This is a genomic window from Burkholderia arboris (assembly GCF_902499125.1).
In the GTDB taxonomy this organism is placed as follows: Bacteria; Pseudomonadota; Gammaproteobacteria; order Burkholderiales; family Burkholderiaceae; genus Burkholderia; species Burkholderia arboris.
The window spans coordinates 116,729-134,192 of the sequence record NZ_CABVPX010000015.1; the positions used below are offsets into that span (position 1 = coordinate 116,729).

General features: G+C 67.8%; 14 protein-coding genes. 5 read left to right on the plus strand and 9 right to left on the minus strand.

Annotation, left to right across the window (positions count from 1 at the left end):
• Positions 1–114: 114 nt before the first annotated feature.
• Positions 115–1,050, plus strand: coding sequence for a DMT family transporter (locus BLA15945_RS19545; RefSeq protein ID WP_059233242.1), 936 nt, complete (start codon positions 115–117; stop codon positions 1,048–1,050).
• An 89-nt stretch (positions 1,051–1,139) separates the two neighbouring features.
• Here the strand turns inward: BLA15945_RS19545 and rsmA are convergent, their stop codons facing one another.
• From rsmA to BLA15945_RS19565, 4 genes are read right to left on the minus strand one after another with little or no spacing between them, the layout of a single operon-like run.
• A complete protein-coding gene (rsmA, locus tag BLA15945_RS19550) occupies positions 1,140–1,967 on the minus strand; it encodes a 16S rRNA (adenine(1518)-N(6)/adenine(1519)-N(6))-dimethyltransferase RsmA (RefSeq protein ID WP_174993181.1) in 828 nt (275 codons plus the stop codon).
• A gap of 49 nt (positions 1,968–2,016) precedes the next feature.
• Positions 2,017–3,006: a 4-hydroxythreonine-4-phosphate dehydrogenase PdxA gene (gene pdxA, locus BLA15945_RS19555; RefSeq protein WP_059233240.1), complete on the minus strand. Its 990-nt coding sequence runs from the start codon at positions 3,004–3,006 to the stop codon at positions 2,017–2,019.
• An 11-nt stretch (positions 3,007–3,017) separates the two neighbouring features.
• The gene (locus tag BLA15945_RS19560) at positions 3,018–4,376 is read right to left on the minus strand and encodes a peptidylprolyl isomerase (protein WP_059233239.1); all 1,359 of its coding nucleotides are present in this window, start codon (positions 4,374–4,376) and stop codon (positions 3,018–3,020) included.
• A gap of 51 nt (positions 4,377–4,427) precedes the next feature.
• Entirely contained in the window at positions 4,428–6,788 is a 2,361-nt protein-coding gene (locus tag BLA15945_RS19565) for an LPS-assembly protein LptD (RefSeq protein ID WP_059233238.1), read from the minus strand.
• 223 nt (positions 6,789–7,011) lie between these two features.
• Between BLA15945_RS19565 and BLA15945_RS19570 the strand changes: the two genes are divergently transcribed.
• Together BLA15945_RS19570 and murU are read left to right on the plus strand one after the other, a co-directional pair.
• Entirely contained in the window at positions 7,012–8,061 is a 1,050-nt protein-coding gene (locus tag BLA15945_RS19570; protein WP_174993182.1) for an aminoglycoside phosphotransferase family protein, read from the plus strand.
• Positions 8,062–8,093: 32 nt separating this feature from the next.
• Positions 8,094–8,813 (plus strand): N-acetylmuramate alpha-1-phosphate uridylyltransferase MurU, encoded by a 720-nt coding sequence (murU, locus tag BLA15945_RS19575; protein WP_174993183.1) that lies wholly within the window; start codon positions 8,094–8,096, stop codon positions 8,811–8,813.
• Positions 8,814–8,892: 79 nt separating this feature from the next.
• On the opposite strand, the gene BLA15945_RS19580 is transcribed toward murU, so the two are convergent.
• Positions 8,893–10,764, minus strand: coding sequence for an ABCB family ABC transporter ATP-binding protein/permease (locus BLA15945_RS19580; protein ID WP_059233235.1), 1,872 nt, complete (start codon positions 10,762–10,764; stop codon positions 8,893–8,895).
• 175 nt (positions 10,765–10,939) lie between these two features.
• On the opposite strand from BLA15945_RS19580, the gene BLA15945_RS19585 reads away from it, so the two are divergent.
• Positions 10,940–11,335, plus strand: a complete 396-nt coding sequence (locus tag BLA15945_RS19585; protein WP_034208354.1) for an acyl-CoA thioesterase — start codon at positions 10,940–10,942, stop codon at positions 11,333–11,335.
• 43 nt (positions 11,336–11,378) lie between these two features.
• Here BLA15945_RS19585 and BLA15945_RS19590 read toward each other — a convergent pair whose 3' ends face one another.
• On the minus strand, positions 11,379–11,861 hold the full coding sequence (locus BLA15945_RS19590) for a nitrate reductase associated protein (RefSeq protein ID WP_059233234.1): 483 nt from the start codon (positions 11,859–11,861) through the stop codon (positions 11,379–11,381).
• 114 nt (positions 11,862–11,975) lie between these two features.
• Here BLA15945_RS19590 and fdhD point away from each other — a divergent pair, with 114 nt between their 5' ends.
• Positions 11,976–12,830, plus strand: a complete 855-nt coding sequence (fdhD, locus tag BLA15945_RS19595) for a formate dehydrogenase accessory sulfurtransferase FdhD (protein WP_155627115.1) — start codon at positions 11,976–11,978, stop codon at positions 12,828–12,830.
• 37 nt (positions 12,831–12,867) lie between these two features.
• Here fdhD and BLA15945_RS19600 read toward each other — a convergent pair whose 3' ends face one another.
• The 3 genes from BLA15945_RS19600 to BLA15945_RS19610 all read right to left on the minus strand — a co-directional run bounded on the left by BLA15945_RS19600 (position 12,868) and on the right by BLA15945_RS19610 (position 17,389).
• On the minus strand, positions 12,868–13,635 hold the full coding sequence (locus tag BLA15945_RS19600; protein WP_059233233.1) for an enoyl-CoA hydratase: 768 nt from the start codon (positions 13,633–13,635) through the stop codon (positions 12,868–12,870).
• Between the two features lie 91 nt (positions 13,636–13,726).
• Positions 13,727–14,926 carry an acetyl-CoA C-acyltransferase gene (locus BLA15945_RS19605; protein ID WP_043190603.1) on the minus strand — a complete coding sequence of 400 codons (1,200 nt, stop codon included), beginning with the start codon at positions 14,924–14,926 and terminating at the stop codon, positions 13,727–13,729.
• 27 nt (positions 14,927–14,953) lie between these two features.
• Complete coding sequence (locus BLA15945_RS19610) at positions 14,954–17,389, minus strand: 3-hydroxyacyl-CoA dehydrogenase/enoyl-CoA hydratase family protein (RefSeq protein ID WP_174993184.1); 2,436 nt, start codon at positions 17,387–17,389, stop codon at positions 14,954–14,956.
• Positions 17,390–17,464 lie beyond the last annotated feature (75 nt).

Below are 17,464 nucleotides of genomic sequence, written 5' to 3' on the forward strand. Positions count from 1 at the left end.
ACCACCCACCCTTCCCGATCGCCACACTGCCGTGCGAAACCGCCGATTCGAGCGCACCGGACGCGCCGCCCGCCCGACCTCGCTTGCGCGTCGCCAACCCGGCGACGCACGTCGATGACCACACTCGCCGCCGCCCCCGTGCGCCGCGCGCTCGACATGCGCGCCGTCGGCCTGATGCTGCTGCTGTGCGCGATCTGGGGCTTCCAGCAGGTCGCGATCAAGAGCACGAACGCCGCGATCGCGCCGATGTTCCAGGCCGGGCTGCGCTCGGTGATCGCCGCGGGTCTGCTGTGGGGCTGGGCCCGCACGCGCGGCACGCCACTGTTCCAGGCCGACGGCACGTTCGGCGCGGGCCTCGCGGCCGGTGCGCTGTTCGCCGGCGAATTCATCTGCGTGTTCTTCGGGCTGACGCTGACGAGCGCGTCGCACATGGCGATCTTCCTGTACACGGCGCCGTGCTTCACCGCGCTCGGCCTGCACCTGTTCGCACCGGGCGAACGGCTGCAGCGCACGCAGTGGGCCGGCGTCGGTCTCGCATTCGCCGGCATCGCGCTCGCGTTCGCGGACGGCTTCCTGAAGCCGCGCGCGCCCGGCGCATCGGTACTGGCCGGGCTGGCCGGCGATGCGCTCGGCATTCTCGGCGGCGCGATGTGGGCCGCGACAACGGTTGTCGTGCGCTCGACGGCGCTCGCGCGGGCCAGTGCGAGCAAGACGCTGTTCTACCAGCTCGCGGTATCGGCGGTCGTGCTGGTCGCGCTCGCCGCGCTGTTCGGCCAGGTGTCATTCGCGCACGTGACGCCGGTCGCAGTGGCAAGCCTCGCGTACCAGTCGGTGATCGTCGCGTTCGTCAGCTACCTGTCGTGGTTCTGGCTGCTGACGCGCTACAGTGCGTCGCGGCTGTCGGTCTTCACGTTCCTGTCGCCGCTGTTCGGCGTCGCGTTCGGCGTGCTGCTGCTCGGCGAATCGGTCGGCTGGCGCTTCATGTCCGCGGCCGCGCTGGTACTGACCGGCATCGCGCTCGTCAACGCGCCGCCGCGCCGGCGGGTGTAAGCGCCCGGCGCGAAACGCGCGCGCAATAAAAAAGGCCGCCCTGTCGGGCAGCCTCTTCGACACATCCGGTCCGGCTCGCGCCGCGCGCGTCAGCCGGCCTTGCGCACCGCCGCGAGCGCCTGCGCGACGCCAACGTATTCAGCCACGCTCACGTCCTCGGCACGACGCGCGAGATCGAACCCGAGCGCATCGAAATCGATCGTCTCGCGATAGTCGCCGAGCGTGTTGCGCAGCATCTTGCGGCGCTGCGAAAACGCGGCGGTGACGATTTCGCCGAGCAGCACGGAATCGACGTCCGGCAGTTCGTGCGGCTCGTACGGGATCATCCGGACAATCGCCGAATCGACCTTCGGCGGCGGCTGGAACGACTCCGGCGGCACGTCGAGCATCTTTTCCATCACGTAGCGGTACTGCAGCATCACCGACAGCCGCGAGAACGCCTTCGTGCCGGGCTCCGCGACCATCCGCTCGACGACTTCGTTCTGCAGCATGAAATGCTGGTCGATGACCGCATCGGCGAATGTCATCAGGTGAAACAGCAGCGGGCTGGAAATGTTGTACGGCAGGTTGCCGACGATCCGCAGCGACGGCTTGTCGCCGGGCGCCGCGAGCGAACGGAAGTCGAACGCGAGCGCGTCGCCCGCGTGCAGTTCGAGCAGCGCGCCGAAGCGCTGCTGCAGGCGGCCAATCAGGTCGCGGTCGAGCTCGACCGCGTGCAGCGGCGACTCGGGCGTCGCGAGGCGCTCGATCAGCGGCCCGGTCAGCGCGCCGAGGCCGGGACCGATCTCGACCATGCGCTGGCCGCGCGCGGGGCCGATCGTCGACACGATCGAATCGATCACGCCATGATCGACGAGGAAGTTCTGCCCGAAGCGCTTGCGCGCGAAGTGGCCTTGGTGCTGTCTGCTGTTCGACATCGACTGAGTAAAACGAAAAATACGACGAATGAGGTGAAACCGGGCCGCGTCAGGCCGCGCGGCGGTGGCGCGCCATCGTGACGGCCGTGTCGAGCGCGGCAATCATGCTGCCCGGATCCGCCCGGCCCGTGCCGGCCAGATCGAGCGCCGTGCCGTGATCGACCGACGTGCGGATGATCGGCAGCCCGAGCGTCACGTTGATGCCCTCGCCGAACGTCGCAAACTTCAGCACGGGCAGGCCCTGGTCATGGAACATCGCGAGCACGCAATCGGCATCGGCCAGATGGCGCGGCTGGAACAGCGTGTCGGCCGGATACGGACCGCGCGCGTCGATGCCCTGCGCATTGGCGCGGGCGAGCGCGGGCGAGATCACGTCGATCTCCTCGCGGCCGAGATAACCGTTCTCGCCCGCATGCGGATTCAGGCCCGTCACGAGGATGCGCGGTGCGGCGAGGCCGAAATCGCGCCGCAGGTCGCGATCGATGATCGCGAGCGTCTCGACGAGCCCGTCGATCGTCAGCGCGGCCGATACGTCCTTCAGCGGCAGGTGCGTCGTCGCGAGCGCAACGCGCAGCGGCCTGTCGCCGGTGCCCGCCAGCATCATCACGACGCGCGGCGTGTGCGTGCGCTCCGCGAGGTATTCGGTGTGGCCGGTGAACGGCACGCCCGCATCGTTGATCGTGCTTTTCTGCAGCGGCGCGGTCACGATCGCGTCGTACCGGCCATCCAGCGCGCCGTCGATCGCCGCATCGAGCAGCCCGAGCACGTAACGGCCGTTCGCCGCGTCGAGCCGGCCCGCCTGTACGGGTACGGCGAGCGCATGGTGCGCGACCGACACTTGCGTGCCGCCGGCCAGCGTGGCCGGGCCGGCGCCCACGGCTGCCGCCCGCGCGTCGAGCAGCGCCGCATCGCCGAGCACGGTGAAATGGGCGTCGGGCCAGCGCTGCGCCGCGTCACGCAGCGCCTGCACGGTCAGCTCCGGGCCGACCCCCGCGGGTTCGCCGGTCGTGATCGCGATCTGCAGCGCAGGCGTGGTCATCTGACGCTCGCTCAGTTCGCCGGGCCGGCGCCGCCGATCTTGTACTGCACGTACGACGAATCGCGCAGCTCGCGCAGCCAGTCGGCATACGCCTGCTCGGCCTTGCGCTGGCCAATCGCCTGGCGGGCGATGTCCATCTGCTGCTGCACCGACCCTTCCGCTTCGCGGCGGTTCAGCACCTGGATCAGGTGATAACCGTACTCGGTACGGATCGGCTGGCTGATCTGGCCGTCCTGCAGGTTGTTCATTGCACGCTCGAATTCCGGCACGGTCTCGCCCGGGCTGATCCAGCCGAGATCGCCGCCCTGCGACGCCGATCCGTCCTGCGAGTAGGTGCGCGCGAACTTCGCGAAATCGCCGCCGGCCTCGACCTGGTTGCGGATGTCGACCAGTTGCTGGCGCGCCTGGCCTTCCGACTTGCCTTCACCGACGCGCAGCAGGATGTGACGCACGTGCGTCTGGACGATCTTCGGTGCGGCGGCCGTTGCACCCTGGCTCTGGCGGCGGTCGACGAGACGCACGATCTCGAAGCCGTCCGGCACGCGGATCAGCGTCGGGTTGACCTGGCCCGGGCGCAGCTTCGAGGCGGCGTCGACGACTTCGGCCGGCAGCGCGCTCGGCGCCTTGAAGCCGAGGTCGCCGCCCTTCTTCGCGTCGTTCGCTTCCGAGTTGTTCTTCGCGAGGCGCTCGAAATCGGCGCCCGACTTCGCCTGCTGCAGCAGCGCGTCGGCCTTCTTCTGCGCGGCTTCGATGTCGGCCTGCGGTGCGTTGGTCGGCGCCTTGATGAAGATGTGCTGGAAGCGCAGGTCCTGCTGCTGCGACGCGTTCGGCCCGCGCTGGCTCGCGATGTAGTTCGCGACCTCGGCGTCGGACACGGTGATCTTGCCGTCGACCTCGCGCTCGCGCAGCTTCGACAGCATCAGCTCGGTCCGTGCATCGCTCGTGAAGATGCTCCAGGGCACGCCTTGCGCCTCGAGACGCCCGCGGTACTGGTCGAGCGTCATCCCGTTCGCCTGCGCGAGGCGCTGCAGCGTGGACTGCACGGTCGCGTCGTCGATGCGGATCCCGTCGTCCTTGGCCTTCTGCACCTGGATACGCTCGAGCACCATCTGGTTCAGCACCTGCGCGCGCAGCTGGTCGGTTGGCGGCACGGGCGCGTTCTGCTGCTGCAGCCGGCGTGCGATCAGGCCGGCGCGCTGGTCGAGTTCGCGGCCCGTGATCACGTCGTTGTTGACGACCGCGACGACTTCGTCGGCGAGCTGCGCACCTTGCGAACCGAGCGCCTGCGCCGCGGCCGGCGCGGCGGCGAGCAGCACGGCGGACGCGGCGAGGCTGGACACGACTGCCGCGAAACGAAGGTTTTTCTTCATTGCCACTGAAACTCCATTGAAATCGTGCTGACCGGTGCAGACAAGCCGGCGTTACTCGTAGTTGCTGAAGCGGGACATCGGCGGCGGCGGCGGCGGCAGCGGCGTGTAGCCCGGCACCCCTGCGCGGAATGCGGACACGAGGCCGTTGTCGACGGTCGACAAGCCCTTGAGCGTCAACTGCATCATGAATCGCGTCGACGAGTTCTGCTGTCCCGACGAATTGATGCCGTTCGCAGCCCGCTGCACCCCGACCCCGAGCGCCCAGCAATCCGCGTCGTATTGTAAGCCGACCAGACCGTCGACCACGCGATCTCCGGCGAGGTCGTAGTTGAAACGGCCGATCGCGTACAGGCGGCGCGTAAGCGGCCATTGCGCGGATACCAGGAACTGGTTGATCGGCTGGTTGTCGAGCGTGGTGTTCGATCGTGTGTAGCGGTAGCCGACGTTGATCACGCGACGCTCGCCCGGACTGTAACCGAAACCGACGCTCGACTTCACGAGCTGGTTGTTGTTCTGGTTGTACTGGAACGCCGTCTCCGACATGAAGCCCGAGCCGAGCTTCAGCGCGGCGCCAACGATCAGGTCCGAGTGGCGCGCCAGCACGGCGCTCTGGCCGGAATTCAGCGTGACGCGCTGATCGGCGAAGTAGTACTGCTGCGCGATCACGAAGCGCGCGCGTTCGTCGCCGGTGCGCGGATCGATGAAGCGCGACGTCAGGCCGGCCGTGATCCGGTTCGCATCGGCGATCCGGTCGTTGCCGACGAACGTGTTCGGCTGGTAGATCTCCGCGAGGCCGAAGTCCGATTCCGCGGTATCGAACAGCGGCGCGTTCGACTGGTCGCGATACGGCGTGTACACGTAGTACAGGCGAGGCTCGAGGGTCTGGATGAAATCCTGGCCGAACAGGCGCACGGAGCGGTCGAAGATCAGGCCGGTATCGAAGCTCACGGTCGGGATCGACTCGGTGAAGCGCTTCGGGCTGTTCGGCGTGCTCGACGACAGGTAGTTCAGGTCGTACGACGCGAAGTGGTACTGGACCTTCGGCACGACGAAGTAGCCGGGACCGTACACGCCGTACGAGATGTACGGGTTGAAGACGACCCGGTCGCCTTCGGTCATGTCGGCCGTCGTGATGCGGAACCGCGAATAGTCGGCTTCCGCGCCGAAGTCGAAGCCGCCGACGTTGTACTTCGTGTACTTCACGTTCAACTGCGGCTCGCGGCTGTACGGCGCGATTGACGGCGGCAGCGTCTGCCAGTGCTGGTAGCGCGCGAGCACCGACCACGGGCCATTGTTGTACGTGACTCCGGCCTCCTGCTGGTACAACGTCTGCGTCCCGTTGATGAACTGGTTCATCGAGCCCAGTTGTTCGGGATACAGATTGTCGGAGACCTTGTTGTAGTAGACGTAGCCACCGAAACCGCCGCCGAAGTTCTGCTGGTGCTGCCAGAAGATCGCGTAGCGGTTGCGGTGCTCGAGCCGGTCGTTCGGCAGGTAATTGGCCGTAAACGTGCCCGAATACGACGGCGACAGGTAGCGGAACGTCGCCTCGGTCAACACGCCGCGCCGCGAGATGATGCGCGGCGTGAGCGTCAGGTCGCGGTTCGGCGCGATGTTGAAGTAGTACGGCAGCGTCAGCTCGAAGCCGTTGCTCGAATTCATCGAGAACGTCGGCGGCAGCAGGCCGCTGCGCCGCTCGCCCGACAGCGGGAACGTCATCCACGGGCTCGCGAAGATCGGCACGCCCTGGAAGAACAGCACGCCGTTGCGCGCGGTGCCTTCGTCGGCGCCCGTATCGAAGTCGAAGCGGCTGCCCTTGATGTACCACGCGGGATTCGTCGAGCACTGGCACGCGGTATAGGTGCCGTTGACGAACACCGAGCGCTCGTTGTCGACCATGTCGACGCGCTCCGCGCTGCCTGACCCGCCCGTCACGTTGAAGTGGTACTTCGGCGCCGTCATGAAGCCCTGGTTCGCCTCGATCTTCAGGTGCGCCTCGGGGCCTGCGAACGACGTGCCGGAATTGACCACCTTGACCTGGCCGTACGCATCGGCCATGTCGGTATCCTGATCGTAGTGGAGCGCGTCGGCCTTCACGACGACGTCGCCGCGCCGCAGCTCGGCGGCGCCCTTGGCGGCGAGGTCCTGCTCGGCCGTGCCGCTCGTGTGGTCGGCGATCACGAAGGCGGCCGGCTTCGCGCCGTCCTTCAGCGGATGATCCTCGAGCTGGGGTGCGAGACGCAGATCCCACGGCGAGTCGAGCGGTTGCGGCTGCGCGGCCGCGCCCGACAGCTGCGCGTACGACACGGCCGGCACGAGGCCGGGCACGGCCAGGAGCGCGAGCGCGAGCCGCCGTTTGCGCGGCACCCCGTCACCGGGGAAAACATTCGGGAATAGCGGTTTGGGCGGCATCTATCGTTTGGCGAATCGCCCCTTGTCAACCGCGCCTGCACGGCACATTCGCGCACGGCGGGCCGCGCCGTCGCACCGCGACTGCGGCTGAGCGCAAACCGGGGAGGCGATCGGGCGGACGGCGCGACAGGCGGCGGGCCTGCACGGCGGAAGCTGACGCGGGGCGCGTCAAAAAAGTCGTGGGGTATTATATGGCAAGACGTTCCCCCCTCCTCCGAGTTTCATGACGCCCCCATCCGCCGCATCCCAGCCCGACGCCCGCCTCGAAGCGCTCACCGCGTGGCTGCACCCGCTCGCCGGGCGCTACGCCCTCGACCTGTCGACCCTCGCGCCCGCGTCGTCGGACGCCAGTTTCCGCCGCTATTTCCGTGTCGCGTCGGCCACGAGCCCCGGCGGCACGCTGATCGCCGTCGACGCGCCGCCGCCCGAAAAGTGCCGCGAGTTCGTCCAGGTCGCGCAGCTGCTCGCCGCGGCCGGCGACCACGTGCCGGACGTGCTGGCCCATGATTTCGACGCGGGCTTCATGCTCGTGACGGACCTCGGCCGCACGTCGTACATCTCGGTGCTCGATCCGGCCGCCCCGGCCGCCGCACGGCCGCTGATGCGCGATGCGCTCGACGCGCTGATCCGCTTCCAGCTCACGTCGAAGCCCGACGTGCTGCCGCCGTTCGACGAAGCGTTCCTGCGCCGTGAAATGGAGCTGCTGCCGGAATGGTTCGTCGGCCGCCACCTCGGCAAGCCCGTCACCGACGCGATGCGCGGCACGCTCGACCGCACGTTCGCGCTGCTGGTCGCGAGCGCCCATGCGCAGCCGCAGGGTTTCATGCTGCGCGATTTCATGCCGCGCAACCTGATGGTCTGCGAGCCGAACCCGGGCGTGCTCGACTTCCAGGACGCCGTCTACGGGCCGCTGACGTACGACGTCGTGTCGCTGCTGCGCGACGCGTTCGTCAGCTGGGACGAAGAGTTCGAGCTCGACTGCTTCGCGTACTACTGGGAAAAGGCGAAAAAGGCCGGCCTGCCGGTCGATCCCGATTTCGGCGAGTTCTACCGCCAGCTCGAATGGATGGGGCTGCAGCGTCATATCAAGGTCCTCGGCCTGTTCGCGCGCATCAATTACCGCGATGGCAAGCCGCATTACCTGAACGACCTGCCGCGCTTCATCGCGTATGCCCGCAAGGTCGCACTGCGCTACCGCCCGCTCGTGCCGTTCGCGAAGCTGCTCGACGAGCTCGAGGGCAACGCACCGGCCGACGTCGGCTATACGTTCTGATCGTCCTCCAGAGTCCTGATACCCGGCCGACCATGAGCAACACCCTGACCACGGCGATGATCTTCGCCGCCGGACGCGGCGAACGGATGCGCCCGCTGACCGACACCCGCCCGAAACCGCTGCTCGAAGCCGGCGGCAAGCCGCTGATCGTGTGGCAGATCGAGGCGCTCGCGCGCGCGGGCATCGAGACGATCGTGATCAACCACGCGTGGCTCGGCGAGCAGATCGGGGCCGCGCTCGGCGACGGTTCGCGCTGGGGCGTGCGGCTCCTGTATTCGGCCGAGGGCGAGGCGCTGGAAACCGCCGGCGGCATCGCGCAGGCGCTGCCGCTGCTCGAGCGCGACGGGCAGCTGGCCGTGTTCGCGGCCGTCAGCGGCGACGTGTACTGCGCGTTCGACTACCGGACGCTCGCGCCGCGCGCCGCACGGATGGCCGCGCTCGACACGCCCGCGATGCACCTCGTGATGGTGCCGAACCCGCCGTTCCACCCGGCCGGCGATTTTGCGCTCGACGACGCTGGCCGCCTCGCGCTCGACGGCGCCGCGCGCGTCACGTTCGGCAACATCGGCCTGTACGACACGCGGATGTTCCGCGATCTCGCGCCCGGCACGCGGCGCGCGCTGACGCCGTACTACCGCGCGGCGATCGAAGCCGGCCGTGCGAGCGGCGAATTGTACGAAGGTATCTGGGAGAACGTCGGCACGCCCGCGCAGCTCGGCGAGCTCGACGCGCGGCTGCGCGCCGCGGGCTGACCGGACGGCGGGCGCCGCGCACGACACCCCGTCGTGTTGCCCGGCGCGCTGCGCCGCCCCCGCCCGCTACGCGGGCCCGTTAAGCGGTCTCGGCCTCTTCCCCGCCGGCCGCCGCGCGCTGCTGCTGCAGCGCCCACATCTGCGCATACAACCCGTCGGCGCGCACGAGTTCGTCGTGCGTGCCGCGTTCGACGATCCTGCCGTGATCCATCACGAGGATCTGCTGCGCATGCACGACCGTCGACAGCCGGTGCGCGATCACGAGGGTCGTCCGATGCCGCGCGATCTGGTCGAGTTCGTGCTGGATCGCACGCTCCGAGCGTGAGTCGAGCGCCGACGTCGCTTCGTCGAACAGCAGCACCGGCGGGTCCTTCAGCAGCGTGCGCGCGATCGCGACGCGCTGTTTTTCGCCGCCCGACAGCTTCAGCCCGCGTTCGCCGACCGGCGTGTCATAGCCCTTCGGCAAGCTTTCGATGAAATCGTGGATGTGCGCGGCGCGCGCGGCCGCGACCACTTCGTCGCGCGTCGCGGTCGGCCGGCCGTATGCGATGTTGTAGTAGATCGAGTCGTTGAACAGCACGGTGTCCTGCGGCACGATCCCGATCGACGCGCGCAGCGAATCCTGCGTGACGTCGCGGATGTCCTGGCCGTCGATCCGGATCGCGCCGCCCGCCTGCCGGTCGAGGTCGTAGAAACGGAACAGCAGGCGCGACAGCGTCGATTTCCCCGAACCGCTGTGGCCGACCACCGCGGTCGTCGTGCCCGCATCGATCGTGAACGTCACGTCATGCAGGATCTGCCGGGCCGGCTCGTACGCGAAGTTCACGTGCTCGAAGCGCACCTGCGCGCCGGCCACCGCGAGCGGCTGCGCATCGGGCCGGTCGGCCACTTCCTTCGCGGCCGACAGCAGCCCGAACATGCGGTCCATGTCGGTCAGGCTCTGCTTCAGCTCGCGGTACACGACGCCGAGGAAGTTCAGCGGAATGTAGAGCTGCAGCATGAACGTGTTGATCAGCACGAGATCGCCGAGCGTCAGCTTGCCCGCGAGCACGCCCTGCGTCGCGCGCCACAGGATGAACACGAGCCCCGTGCCGATGATCGCCTGCTGGCCGAAGTTCAGCACCGACAGCGAGTTCTGCGAGCGGATCGCGGCCTTCCGGTAGCGCTTCAGGTTCTCGTCGTAGCGCTGCGCCTCCCACTCCTCGTTGCCGAAGTACTTCACCGTCTCGTAGTTGATCAGCGAATCGATCGCCCGCGAGTTCGCGCGCGAGTCGAGTTCGTTCATCGTGCGGCGGAAATGCGTGCGCCAGTTGGTGACCTTCACGGTGAACACGATGTACGTGACCAGCGCCGCGAACGTGACGTACGCGTAATAAGCCTCGTACTTGACCACGAAAAAGCCGAGCACGAGCCCGACCTCGACGAGCGTCGGCAGGATGCTGTACAGCGAATACGAGATCAGTTGCTGGATGCCGCGCGTGCCGCGCTCGATGTCGCGCGACATGCCGCCCGTCTGGCGTTCGAGATGGAATCGCAGCGACAGCCCGTGCAGGTGCCTGAACACCTGCAGCGCGAGCTGGCGCACCGCGCTCTCGGTGACCTTCGAGAACAGGATCTCGCGCAGCTCGGTGAACAGCGACGTCGACAGCCGCACGAGCGCATACGCGACGACCAGCAGCCCGACGCCGCCCGCGAGCACGATGCCGGCCGACTGTTCGGCGCGGCCGATCGCGGTGATCTGCTGCACGTAGGACAGGTGGTCGACGATGCGCTTCATCACGACCGGCACGCCGAGGTTCGCGACCTTCGCGCCGATCAGGCAGGCGAGCGCGAGCGCGACGCGCCATTTGTAGGTGGTCAGGTACGGCAGCAGCGACCGGATCGTCTGCCAGTCGTTGCGAGGCCCGGTCGAAGCCGGCGCGGGCTCGCCGGAAGCGGGAAATCGGCGCATGGGGAGTAGTCTCTGTGGCGGTGCACGACGCGTGTATCGACGGCCGGCTCGCGCGCTTTCTCGTACAATTTGCGAACGTTGTATTGTCGCAGAAGCCGCTTCGCGCCGCTGCCGGCGGCCTCGCCGGCCAGCCTGCGCGCGGCGGCCTATTTATTACAGGATGAAAGCCCCCGCCATGACCGATTCGACCCTCGAACTCCCGCAGAAGCAGCCCGCGTTGCGCGTCGTCCCGCAACCGCACGACGCGAACGTCCACGGCGACGTGTTCGGCGGCTGGATCATGTCGCAGGTCGACATCGCCGGCTCGATCCCCGCGAGCCAGCGCGCGAACGGCCGCGTCGCGACGGTCGCGGTCAACTCGTTCGTGTTCAAGCAGCCGGTATTCGTCGGCGACCTGCTGAGCTTCTACGCGACCATCACGCGCACCGGCAACACGTCGATCACGGTCGACGTCGAGGTGTACGCGCAGCGCATGCGCCTGATGGGCGAAATCGTGAAGGTTACCGAAGCGACGCTCACGTACGTCGCGACCGGCCCCGATCGCAAGCCGCGGCAACTGCCGCCGCTCTGATCGGCGAGCGCCGCGACCGCGCGGCGCACGGCACGCGGCCGCGTCAATGCGTGGCCGTCAGCCCGAACTCCCGCATCGCGGGCAGGAAATCGTGATTCAGCTTCGGCTTGCGCGACAGCTTGACCAGCACATAGCGCTGGAACGGCGCGAGCCGCTGCCATTGCGCGAGCGCGGGCGCCGTCAGCCCGGCCAGCGCGCTCTGCTGCACGAGCGTCTCCGGCACCGTGTCGACGGCACGCCAGGTCGGCTGCTCGTCCGGCTGGAACCATGACGGTTCCAGATCCGCGTGCGTGCGCAGCATTTCGAACAGCGCATGATCGAAGTTGGGCTCGATCGCGGTGTCGTCGTCGGCCGGAAAGCGCGCGAGCAGCTTGCGGTCCTCGAGCGGCAGCAGTTGCCACTGTTCGAGCGAAATCCGCAGACCGAAACGGTCGAGATTGAAACGCACGATCATCGGGATGTACGTGAAGTTTTCCGACGAATCGTGTTCGAAGTTGAAGAGCAACGGAGCGTCGCTGAGTCCCATGGTCGTTACCTGATGTGGCGGATGCCGGCGCGGCCGGCCTGCCTGAGGTATTTTAGAACCTCTGCGCGCGGGCGGCGGCACGATTGTCGCCGGCCGTGCTTCGAATCAACGGGAGTGCTCGTGAATCCGACCCAATCCGACGAACTGCGCGACGAACTGCGCGACGAACCGCGCGGCGCGATCGAGCTGTCCGTGCGCCGCACGCGCGGCGGCGCTGTCGAAACCGCGCACGACCACGTGGGCCAGGAATGGCCGGTCGCGCTCGTCTTCAATGGCATTTCGCACGCGGTGATGATGTGTACGCCGCGCGACCTCGAAGCGTTCGCGGTCGGCTTCGCGATCTCGGAAGGGATCGTCGCGCGCGGCAGCGACATCAAGGACATCGAGGTGATCCTGCACGCCGACGCGCCGCTGCCGCATGCGGAAGTGCACCTGGAGGTCGTCCAGCAGGCGTTCGCCGCACTGAAGGACCGGCGCCGTGCGCTCGCGGGGCGCACGGGCTGCGGCGTGTGCGGGATCGAAAGCATCGACCTGCTCGACCTCGCCCCCGAGCGCGTGCCCGACACGGGCTTTCTCGCGCGCCTCGCGCCCGACGCGCTGGCGCGTGCGGCGCACGGGCTGCCCGCGCACCAGGCGCTCACGAAACTGACCGGTGGCCTGCACGCGGCCGCGTGGTGCGACGCAACAGGCGCGATCCGGATGGCATTCGAGGATGTCGGCCGCCACAACGCGCTCGACAAGCTGATCGGCTCGCTCGTGCTGTCGCGTGCCGACGCGACCGACGGCTTCGTGTTCCTGTCGAGCCGTGCGAGCTACGAGCTCGTACGCAAGGCCGCACGGGTCGGCATTCCGCTGGTCGCGACGATCTCCGCGCCGTCGTCGCTCGCGATCGAAATCGCGAAGGCGGCCGGCTTGCGGCTTGTCAGCTTCTGCCGCGAAACCGGCCACGTCGACTACGGCACGGCCTGATCGCGAACCAAGGCGCGCGCCGGCGCGCCCTGCTCCGTCAGTCGAACTGACGGAAATCCGGCTTGCGCTTCTCGAAGAACGCCGTCATCGCCTCGCGCGCTTCCGGCGCGCGCAGCATCGCCGCGAAGTGGCCCGCTTCCTCGGCCATCCGCGCGGACGTCGCCACGCCGCCCGTATCCTTCAGCAGCGCCTTCGTCACACGCAGCGATGCCGCGGGCAGCGCCGCGAGCTTCGCCGCCTGCTTCGCCGCGAACGCGTCGAGCTCGGCAGCCGGCAGCACGCGGTTGACGATGCCGATCCGGTGCGCTTCCAGCGCATCGAATGCCTCGCCGAGCAGCAGCTTCTCGGCCGCGACCTGATGGCCGGCCAGACGCGGCAGCAGCACGCTCGACGCGGCTTCCGGGCACAGCCCGAGCTGCGCGAACGGCAGCGAGAACGTCGCGGTGTCGGCCGCGTAGACCAGATCGCAGTGCAGCAGCATCGTCACGCCGACGCCGATCGCGAGGCCCGGCACTGCGGCCACGATCGGCTTGCTCGCGCTGCTGATCCGCGCAAGGAACTGGAACACCGGAGCGGTGTCGTCCTTCGGCGGCGCTTTCAGGAAATCCTCGAGATCGTTCCCCGCGGTGAAATTGCCGTCGCTGCCGCGCAGCAGGATCACGCGGATCGCCTTGTCTTCCTGCGCGTCGGCGAGCGCATCGGCCATCGTCTGGTACATCGCCGCCGTCAGCGCGTTCTTCTTCGCCGGGCGCGCGATCGTGATCGTCATCACGCCTTCGGCGCGTTCCACTTGAATTTCGGACACAACCGTCTCCTTTGACTTTCCTCTACCGGAATGAAAAAACGGTGCGCGAGCTCGTGGCCCGCGCACCGTCGTCGCTCTTGTCCCGCTCCGCTTACAGGCGTTCGATGATGCCCGCGGCGCCCATGCCGGTGCCGACGCACATCGTGACCATCCCGTACTTCAGGTTACGGCGGCGCAGGCCGTGCACGACGGTCGCCGCGCGGATCGCGCCGGTCGCGCCGAGCGGGTGGCCGAGTGCGATCGCGCCGCCCATCGGGTTGACCTTCGACGGGTCGAGGCCGAGGTCGCGCATCACCGCCAGCGATTGCGCGGCGAACGCTTCGTTCAGCTCGATCCAGTCGAGATCGTCCTGCTTCAGGCCGGCCGCCTTCAGCGCGGCCGGAATCGCTTCCTTCGGGCCGATGCCCATGATTTCCGGCGGCACGCCGCGCACCGCGAAGCTCACGAAGCGCGCGAGCGGCGTCAGGTTGAACTCCTTCAGCACCTTTTCCGACACGACGAGCAGCGCGCCCGCGCCGTCCGACGTCTGCGAGCTGTTGCCGGCCGTGACCGAGCCCTTGTTCGCGAACACCGTGCGCAGTTTCGCCAGGCCTTCGATCGACGTATCCGCACGCGGACCTTCGTCGAGCGCGATCTCGCGCGTCTTCACGTCGACTTCACCCGTCGCGAGGTTCGGGAAACGCTCGGTGATCGTGTACGCGGCGATCTCGTCGTTGAACTCGCCGGCCTGCTGCGCGGCCAGTGCCTTGCGGTGCGACTCGACCGAGAACGCGTCCTGGTCTTCGCGGCTCACCTTCCACTGCTCGGCGACGCGCTCGGCCGTCAGGCCCATCCCGTACGCGATGCCGAAGTCTTCATTGCGATCGAAGATGTGCGGCGACATCGACGGCTTGTTGCCCATCATCGGCACCATGCTCATCGATTCGCAGCCACCCGCGAAGATCGCGTCCGATTCGCCGACGCGGATGCGGTCGGCCGCCATCGCCAGCGCGGTGATGCCCGACGCGCAGAAGCGGTTGACCGTCACGCCGCCGACCGTCTGCGGCAGGCCCGCCAGCAGCGCGCCCATCCGCGCGACGTTCAGGCCCTGCTCGGCTTCCGGGATCGCGCAACCGATGATCGCGTCTTCGATCAGCTTCGTGTCGAAGCCCGGCACCTGCGCAACCGCCGACTTGATCGCGTGGACCAGCAGCTCGTCCGGGCGCGTGTTCTTGAAGACACCGCGCGGGGCCTTGCCGATCGGCGTGCGGCTGGCGGCGACGATGTATGCGTCTTGCAATTGTTTGCTCATTTGAGACTCCTTGCCTTATCCGCTCGCTCAGTTACGCACCGGCTTGCCGGTTTGCAACATGCCCATGATCCGTTCCTGCGTCTTCTGCGTGCCGAGCAGCTCGACGAACGCGCGGCGCTCCAGCGCGAGCAGCCACTGCTCGTCGACGAGGCTGCCGGCTTCGACGTCGCCGCCGCACACGGCTTCGGCGATACGGCTTGCGATCAGGTAGTCGTGGTCGCTGATGAAGCGGCCGTCACGCATGTTGACGAGCGATGCCTTGATCGTCGCGATGGCCGAGCGGCCTGCAACCGGCACGTCCTTCGCACGCAGCGGTGCGCGGTAGCCGGTGGCGGCCAGTGCACGCGCTTCCTTCTTCGCGGTGTCGAGCAGTTCGAACACGTTGAAGATGATCGTGTCGGACGGCTTCACGTAGCCCATCGCACGCGCATCGTGCGCGGACGCCGAGACCTTCGCCATCGCGGCGTTCTCGAACGACTTCGTGACGAACTTCAGGATGTCGGTGGTCGCGTTCGCGGCCGTCGCGGCATCCGCTGCGCGCAGCGCCGCCTCCTTCAGGCCGCCGCCCGCCGGCACGAGGCCGACGCCCACTTCGACCAGACCGACGTAGCTCTCGACGTGCACGACACGCTTCGCGCTGTGCAGCATCAGCTCGCACCCGCCGCCGAGCGCGATGCCCGACACGGCTGCGACGACCGGCACGTTCGCGTACTTCACGCGCAGCATGCCTTCCTGGAACTTCTTCACGAACGGCTCGATGCCCTTCGCGCCGCCCATCATGAACGCGGGCATCGCCTCTTCGAGGTTCGCGCCGGCCGAGAACGGGCCGCCCGGCGTGCCGAGCTTCAGCGACGTCGGCTGCCAGATCACCACGCCCTTGTAGTCCTTCTCCGCGAGCTCGATCGCCTGCACGAGGCCGTCGATCACGCTCGGTCCAATCGTGTTCATCTTCGACTTGAACGACACGATCACGACGTCGTCTTCACCGGCACGGTCGTCGACCCACGCACGCACGGCGTCGGTTTCGAACAGCGTCTTGCCGTACGTCTTCGGATCGGCGCCGGCTTCGCCGAGCAGCGGCGCACGGAACACCTGCTTGTCGTAGACCGCGAGGTCCGAACGCGGCACGAAGCGCTGCGCTGCCGGCGCCCACGAGCCTTCGGCCGTGTGCACGCCGCCCTTCTCGGCGACCGGGCCTTCGAGCACCCACGACGGCAGCGGCACGTTCGCCAGCGCCTTGCCGGCTGCGATGTCTTCCTGCACCCACTCGGCGACCTGCTTCCAGCCGGCAGCCTGCCAGCCTTCGAACGGGCCTTCGTTCCAGCCGAAGCCCCAGCGGATCGCGAGATCGACGTCGCGCGCGTTGTCGGCGATCGACTCGAGATGCACGCCGATGTAGTGGAACACGTCACGGAAGATCGACCACAGGAACTGCGCATGCGGATGGTCGGTCTCGCGCAGCAGCTTCAGGCGTTCCGCCGGCGGGCGCTTCAGGATGCGGGCGACCGTTTCGTCAGCCTTCGCGCCCGAGTCGACGTAGGTGCCCGTCTTCGCGTCGAGCACCTTGATCGCCTTGCCTTCCTTCTTGTAGAAACCGCCGCCCGTCTTCTGGCCGAGCGCGCCCTGCTTCACCAGCTCGGCGAGCACGGCAGGCGTCTGGTAGACCGGGAAGAACGGATCGTCGGCGAGGTTGTCCTGCATCGTCTTGATCACGTGCGCCATCGTGTCGAGGCCGACCACGTCCGCCGTGCGGAACGTCGCCGATTTCGCGCGGCCGAGGCGGCTGCCGGTCAGGTCGTCGACTTCGTCGAAGCGCAGGCCGAACTTCGCGGCCTCGGTGATCACCGCGAGGATCGAGAAGATGCCGACGCGGTTCGCGATGAAGTTCGGCGTGTCCTTCGCGCGCACGACGCCCTTGCCGACGATGCTCGTCAGGAACGTCTCGAGCTGGTCGAGGATCTCCGGGCGCGTATGCGCGGTCGGGATCAGTTCGACGAGGTGCATGTAGCGCGGCGGGTTGAAGAAGTGCACGCCGCAGAAGCGCGCCTTCAGCTCGTCCGAGAACCCTTCGGACAGCTTCGTGATCGACAGGCCCGACGTGTTGGTCGCGAAGATCGCGTTCGGCGCGATGTGCGGCGCGACCTTCTTGTACAGGTCGTGCTTCCAGTCCATCCGCTCGGCGATCGCCTCGATCACGACGTCGCATTCGGCCAGCTTCGCGATGTCGTCTTCGTAGTTCGCTGCCTCGAGGTACTTCGCATCGTCCTTCACGCCGAACGGCGCGGGCGACAGCTTCTTCAGGTTCTCGATCGCCTTCAGCGCGATCGCGTTTTTCGGGCCTTCCTTGGCCGGCAGGTCGAACAGCAGCACCGGCACGCGTGCGTTGATGAGGTGCGCGGCGATCTGCGCGCCCATCACGCCGGCGCCCAGCACGGCGACCTTGCGAATCAGGAAATTGCTCACGGGATGTCTCCGGATAGTGTCGTGCAGCGCGGGATGTGGGGCTGCACGGAGAAGTGAGTACCAGGAACCGTTGCG